Origin of the sequence: Streptomyces harbinensis, assembly GCF_900116145.1 — a bacterium.
GTDB classification, from domain to species: Bacteria; Actinomycetota; Actinomycetes; order Streptomycetales; family Streptomycetaceae; genus Streptomyces; species Streptomyces carpaticus.
The window spans coordinates 61,651-68,378 of sequence record NZ_FPAB01000014.1 but is presented as its reverse complement, the minus strand read 5'-3'; the positions used below and the strand labels follow the sequence as shown (position 1 = coordinate 68,378).

The following is a 6,728-nucleotide window of genomic DNA, read 5'->3' as shown; positions in this document are numbered from 1 at the left end:
CACCGGGCGCAGCAGCCGGCCCGCCGTGAAGGCCACCGCCACGAAAACGGCGCCGACCACCGCGACAAGACCCACGACCGCGTAGCCGTGGAAGTATTCCGGCACGGTTGCCTGCCCCTCCGGCGCGCCCGGTGATCTGTCAGCACGGGAGTCTAGGGGGTAGCGGAAAGGTGGGGGTAGCCCTACCGCCGTCCACCGACCCACCCCATGGCCCGGCGCCACCGCGCCCGGCAGTCTGGACGCATGACCAGCCGCACCCCGCGCCCCGCCGGCCGCCCGGAACCTCTGCCGCCTCCGCGTCCCGCGCTGTCCGCGCGGACCTGGGGCGAGCTGGCGTACCTCGGCAGCAGCTGGATCGTGGACCTGGCGGCGTTCGCGTACATCATGGTGTGGATCTACGCGGGCGCGCTGCTGTCCCTGACCGTCGTCGGGCTGCCGTTCCTGGCCGCCGGGCTCGCGGGAATCCGGCGGGTCGGCGGCTGGGAGCGGGCCCGGGCCAGGGCGCTGCTCGGGCTGCGGGTGGAGGAGCCGAGCCCGCTGGCGCCCACCTACCGGGGCGGCGGGTTCTTCGGCTGGCTGTGGAACACGCTGAAGGACCCGGTCGGCTGGCGCACCGCGCTGTTCTTCCCGGTGCGGCTGGTGTGGGGGCTGCTCACCTTCGTGCTGCTCATCCCGTCGCTGTTCGTGCTGTGGCCGCTGCTGCCCTGGCTGGCGCGGGGCGCGAGCCAGGTGGACCGGGCGCTGGTACGGGCGCTGCTGTCGCCGTCCGACGGCCTGGAGCGGCGCATCGCCGAACTGGAGGCCGGCCGGGTGAGCGTGGTGGACACCTCGGCGGCCGATCTGCGGCGGATCGAGCGGGATCTGCACGACGGCGCCCAGGCCCGGCTGGTGTCGCTGGCGATGGAGCTGGGGCTGGCGAAGGAGAAGCTGCTCAGTTCACCCGAGGAGGCGGCCCGGATGGTGGACGGGGCGCACGCCGAGGTGAAGCTGGCCCTGGCCGAGCTGCGCGACCTGGCGCGCGGCATCCACCCGGCGATCCTCACCGACCGGGGGCTCGGCCCGGCGCTGTCGGCGGTGGCCTCGCGCTGCACCGTGCCGGTCACGGTGCACGACGAGCTGGCCGCGCGGCCGGCGCCCGCCATCGAGGGCATCGGCTACTTCACCGTCTCCGAGTTGCTCCAGAACGTCAGCAAGCACAGCGGCGCCACCCGCGCCCGGGTCGCGCTGTGGCGGGACGGCGACCGGCTGCTGCTCCATGTCTCCGACGACGGGCGCGGCGGCGCGGACGCCACCGCCGGCTCGGGCCTGGCGGGCCTGGCCGAGCGGCTGGCCGCCGTGGACGGCCGGCTCGTCATCGTCTCCCCGGCGGGCGGGCCGACCACGGTCACCGCCGGACTGCCCTGGCGCGACCGCACCTGACCGACCGCGCATCCCAGAAGGACACCGTCATGAGCCGTATCTCCGACTCCCCCTGGCTGCTGCCCGTCGCCACCCGCACCTGGCGCGAGGGCCTGCACCTGCTGCTGAACCTCCCGCTGGCCCTGGCCGCCTCCGTCTTCGCCGTCGGCGGCTTCTCGGTCAGCGGCGCCCTGCTCATCACGCTGGTCGGCGTCCCGCTGCTGGCGTTCGTGCTGCTGGTGCTGCGCGGCTACGGCGCGCTGGAGCGGCTGCGGGCCCGGCTGCTGCTGCACTCGGACGTGGCCGAGCCGGAGCCGCTGCGGCTGCGCCCGGGCGGCTCGGGGCCGGTGGCCTGGGTCGGTGCGATGCTGCGCAGCGGCGTCTCGTGGCGGGCGGCCGGGTACGCGCTGCTGCACGCGCCGTGGGCGGTGTTCACCTTCTGCACGGTGCTGACCCTGTGGGCGTTCGGCTGGGGCGCCGTCACCTATCCGATCTGGTACCGGTGGCTGTCCGAGCCGGCGGGCATCCACCTCGACGGTGAGGGAAACGGCTGGCTGTGGGACAGTCCGCCGGATCTCGTGCTCGTCTGCCTCGGAGGTGTGCTGTGCCTGTACGTGGCGGCGCTGGTGATCCGGGGCATGGCCCATGTGGACCGGCTGCTGGTGTCGGGGCTGCTGGGGCCGTCCGCCGCCGGGGAGCGGGTGCTCCAGCTGGAGTCGGACCGCTCGACGGTGGTGGACACCTCGGCGGCGGATCTGCGGCGGATCGAGCGGGATCTGCACGACGGCGCCCAGGCCCGGCTGGTCTCGCTGGCGATGGAGCTGGGCATGGCGAAGGAGAAGCTGGCCACCGATCCGCAGGCGGCGGCGCGGATGGTGGACGAGGCGCACGGCGAGGTGAAGCTGGCGCTGGCGGAGCTGCGGGATCTGGCCCGGGGCATCCACCCGGCGATCCTCACCGACCGGGGGCTCGGCCCGGCGCTGTCGGCGGTGGCCTCGCGCTGCACCGTGCCGGTGGCGGTGGAGGTGGATCTGCCGGTGCGGCCCGCGCAGGCGATCGAGGGGATCGCGTACTTCACGGCCTCCGAGCTGCTCCAGAACGTCAGCAAGCACAGCGGGGCCACCCGCGCCCGGCTGGAGGCGTGGCGCACGGGGCAGGACCGGCTGCTGCTCCAGGTGTGGGACGACGGGCGCGGCGGCGCGGACGCCGCGGCGGGCTCGGGCCTGGCGGGTCTGGCCGAGCGGCTGGCCGCCGTGGACGGGCTGCTGGCGATCGTCTCCCCGGCGGGCGGGCCGACGACGGTGACGGCCGAGCTGCCGTGGCGCGACCGGTGACCCGCCGGTGAGATCCTGGACGCGGACAGGATCGTCGGGTCGGTCGAGCGGAACGGGGAGTACGGGTGCGGGTGGTCATCGCCGAGGATTCGGTGCTGCTGCGGGAGGGGCTGACCCGGTTGCTGACCGACCGGGACCACGAGGTGGTCGCCGGGGTCGGGGACGGCGAGGCGCTGGTGGCGGTGGTGCGGGAGCTGGCGGCGGGCGAGGGGCTGCCGGACGTGGTGGTGGCCGATGTGCGGATGCCGCCCACGCACACCGACGAGGGGGTGCGGGCGGCGGTGCGGCTGCGGGCCGATTTCCCGCACCTGGGGGTCCTCGTTCTTTCGCAGTATGTGGAGGAGCAGTACGCCACGGAGCTGATCGCCGGCTCCAGCCGGGGGGTGGGCTATCTGCTGAAGGACCGGGTGGCGGATGTGCGCGAGTTCGCCGAGGCGGTCGAGCGGGTGGCCCGGGGCGGTACGGCGCTGGACCCGGAGGTGGTGGCGCAGCTGCTGGGCCGCAGCCGCAAGCAGGACGTGCTGGCGGCGCTCACTCCGCGCGAGCGCGAGGTCCTAGGTCTGATGGCCGAAGGGCGGACGAACTCGGCGATCGCGAGCGCGTTGGTGGTCAGCCACGGTGCGGTAGAAAAGCATGTGAGCAATATCTTCATGAAGCTCGGTTTGGCACAGAGTGACACAGATCACCGCCGTGTTCTGGCAGTTCTGACCTATCTGAACTCCTAGGGGACTTGCGACGCTGGAGTGCGGAGGGGGGATCACCGGACGCCGTGATCGGGGTACGAACGGGCCAGACCTGTCGTCCATGATGTGATCAGCTCAGTAAGGCGATCCTTACCCACGTACGATGGCTGACAAGGGCCGCCTCGAGGAGGGCTACAAGCAGTGACCAGCCAGGTCGATCAGGTCGATCAGTCCGGCCAGGAACCGCACCACGGTGGCGGCGGCGCGGAGGGCAAGGAAGTCCGGCGCCTGGACCGGGTGATCATCCGCTTCGCGGGCGACTCCGGCGATGGCATGCAGCTGACGGGCGACCGTTTCACCTCCGAAACGGCGTCCTTCGGGAACGACCTGTCGACGCTGCCGAACTTCCCCGCCGAGATCCGCGCCCCCGCCGGCACGCTGCCGGGGGTGTCCTCGTTCCAGGTGCACTTCGCCGACCACGACATCCTCACCCCGGGCGACGCGCCCAATGTGCTGGTGGCGATGAATCCGGCGGCGCTGAAGGCCAATATCGCGGATGTGCCGCGCGGTGCCGAGATCATCGTCAACACCGACGAATTCGGTGCCCGGGCGATGGCCAAGGTCGGCTACGACAGCAATCCGCTGGAGGACGGCTCCCTGGACGGGTACAGCGTCCACCAGGTGCCGCTGACCACGCTGACGGTGGAGGCGCTCAAGGGGTTCGAGCTGAGCCGCAAGGACGCCGGCCGCTCCAAGAACATGTTCGCGCTCGGGCTGCTGTCGTGGATGTACCACCGGCCGACCGAGGGCACCGAGGCGTTCCTGCGCACCAAGTTCGCGGGGCGCCCCGAGATCGCCGAGGCCAACATCACGGCGTTCCGGGCGGGCTGGAACTTCGGCGAGACGACCGAGGACTTCGCGGTCTCCTACGAGGTGGCCCCGGCCACCTCCGCCTTCCCGGCCGGCACCTACCGCAACATCTCCGGCAACCTGGCGCTGTCCTACGGGCTGATCGCCGCCGCCCAGCAGGCGGACCTGCCGCTGTACCTGGGCTCGTACCCGATCACCCCGGCCTCCGACATCCTGCACGAGCTTAGCCGCCACAAGAACTTCGGCGTGCGCACCTTCCAGGCGGAGGACGAGATCGCCGGGATCGGCGCGGCGCTCGGCGCGGCGTTCGGCGGCGCGCTGGGGGTCACCACCACCTCGGGGCCCGGGGTGGCGCTGAAGGCGGAGACGATCGGGCTCGCGGTCTCGCTGGAGCTGCCGCTGCTGATCGTGGACATCCAGCGCGGCGGTCCGTCCACCGGGCTGCCGACCAAGACGGAGCAGGCGGATCTGCTCCAGGCGATGTACGGGCGCAACGGCGAGGCGCCGGTGCCGGTGGTGGCGCCGGCCACCCCGGCGGACTGCTTCACGGCGGCGCTGGACGCGGCGTGGATCGCGCTGACGTACCGGACGCCGGTCTTCCTGCTCTCCGACGGGTACCTGGCCAACGGCTCCGAGCCGTGGCGGGTGCCGGAGCCGGCCGAGCTGCCGGATCTGCGGGTGCGGTTCGCCACCGGGCCGAACCACACGCTGGATGACGGCACCGAGGTGTTCTGGCCGTACAAGCGCGATCCGGAGACGCTGGCGCGGCCGTGGGCCGTGCCGGGCACGCCGGGGCTGGAACACCGCATCGGCGGCATCGAGAAGCAGGACGGCACGGGCAACATCTCGTACTCGCCGTCCAACCACGAGTTCATGGTGCGCACCCGGCAGGCCAAGATCGACGGCATCGAGGTGCCGGAGGTCACGGTGGACGACCCGGGCGGCGAGGCGAAGACGCTGGTGCTGGGGTGGGGTTCGACGTACGGGCCGATCACGGCCGCCGTGCGCCGCATCCGCCGGTCGGGCGGCGCGGTGGCGCAGGCCCATCTGCGGAACCTGAACCCGTTCCCGGCGAATCTGGGCGAGGTGCTGGCCGGCTACGAGCGGGTGCTGGTGCCGGAGATGAACCTGGGCCAGCTGGCGTCGCTGCTGCGGGCCAGGTACCTCGTCGACATTGTGTCCATCACGCAGGTGACCGGGCTGCCGTTCAAGGCGGAGCGGCTCGCGAACGCCATCCTGGAGGCCGAAGGAGGCCCCGCCGATGATCACTGAAGCGCTGTCGCTGGTGCCCAAGGCCGAGGCGAAGCAGTCGATGAAGGACTTCAAGTCGGACCAGGAGGTCCGCTGGTGTCCCGGCTGCGGTGACTACGCGGTGCTGGCGGCCGTGCAGGGCTTCATGCCCGAGCTCGGCCTGGCCCGGGAGAACATCACCTTCGTCTCCGGCATCGGCTGCTCCAGCCGCTTCCCGTACTACATGAACACCTACGGGATGCACTCGATCCACGGGCGGGCCCCGGCGATCGCCACGGGGCTGGCCACCTCGCGGCGCGATCTGTCGGTGTGGGTGGTCACGGGTGACGGGGACGCGCTGTCGATCGGCGGCAACCACCTGATCCACGCGCTGCGCCGGAACGTCAATCTGAAGATCCTGCTGTTCAACAACCGGATCTACGGGCTGACCAAGGGCCAGTACAGCCCGACCTCGGAGACCGGCAAGATCACCAAGTCGACCCCGATGGGCTCGCTGGACACCCCGTTCAACCCGGTGTCGCTGGCGCTGGGCGCGGAGGCGTCGTTCGTGGCCAGGACGGTGGACTCCGACCGCAAGCACCTCACCTCGGTGCTGCGGGCGGCGGCGGAGCACAAGGGCTCGGCGCTGATCGAGATCTACCAGAACTGCAACATCTTCAACGACGGCGCGTTCGAGGCCCTGAAGGACAAGCAGCGGGCGCTGGAAGCGGTCATCCGGCTGGAGGACGGCGAGCCGATCCGGTTCGGTCTGCCGGGCGAGGACGGGCTGGGCTCCCAGGGCGTCTTCCGGAACCAGGAGACCGGGGACGTGGAGGTCGCCGAGGTGACGGCGGAGAACGCCGGCCGGGTGCTCGTCCACCACGCCGACTCCCCCTCGCCGACGACGGCGTTCGCGCTGTCCCGGCTGGCCGACCCGGACACCCTGCACCACACCCCGATCGGCGTGCTGCGCAGCGTACGGCGGCCGGTGTACGACGACCTGATGGCGGACCAGCTGGAGGACGCGGTGGCCCGCAAGGGCAAGGGCGACCTGGCGGCGCTGCTCCAGGGCAACGACACCTGGACCGTCGCGGGCTGACCCCACCCGCACCCCATTCATCAGTCAACCCGACAATCTCCCACTCACACATTCGAGTGGGAGATTGTCCTTTTTGGCGCGTAGGCTGGAAGCGTCGGCGAGGATCTGGCTCAT

5 protein-coding genes are annotated in these 6,728 nt (G+C 71.8%); all 5 read left to right on the top strand.

What is annotated here, in order from left to right:
• The first annotated feature begins 243 nt into the window (after positions 1-243).
• The 5 genes from BM385_RS25305 to BM385_RS25285 all read left to right on the top strand — a co-directional run bounded on the left by BM385_RS25305 (position 244) and on the right by BM385_RS25285 (position 6,614).
• Positions 244-1,419, top strand: coding sequence for a sensor histidine kinase (locus tag BM385_RS25305; protein ID WP_093844466.1), 1,176 nt, complete (start codon positions 244-246; stop codon positions 1,417-1,419).
• A 29-nt stretch (positions 1,420-1,448) separates the two neighbouring features.
• Entirely contained in the window at positions 1,449-2,732 is a 1,284-nt protein-coding gene (locus BM385_RS25300; protein ID WP_093844465.1) for a sensor histidine kinase, read from the top strand.
• A gap of 65 nt (positions 2,733-2,797) precedes the next feature.
• Positions 2,798-3,457, top strand: a complete 660-nt coding sequence (locus tag BM385_RS25295) for a response regulator transcription factor (RefSeq protein ID WP_019435785.1) — start codon at positions 2,798-2,800, stop codon at positions 3,455-3,457.
• Positions 3,458-3,616: 159 nt separating this feature from the next.
• Positions 3,617-5,557: a 2-oxoacid:acceptor oxidoreductase subunit alpha gene (locus tag BM385_RS25290; RefSeq protein ID WP_019435784.1), complete on the top strand. Its 1,941-nt coding sequence runs from the start codon at positions 3,617-3,619 to the stop codon at positions 5,555-5,557.
• Positions 5,547-6,614 (top strand): 2-oxoacid:ferredoxin oxidoreductase subunit beta, encoded by a 1,068-nt coding sequence (locus BM385_RS25285; RefSeq protein WP_019435783.1) that lies wholly within the window; start codon positions 5,547-5,549, stop codon positions 6,612-6,614. The genes BM385_RS25290 and BM385_RS25285 overlap by 11 nt, the downstream gene beginning before the upstream one ends.
• The last annotated feature ends 114 nt before the right edge of the window (positions 6,615-6,728 follow it).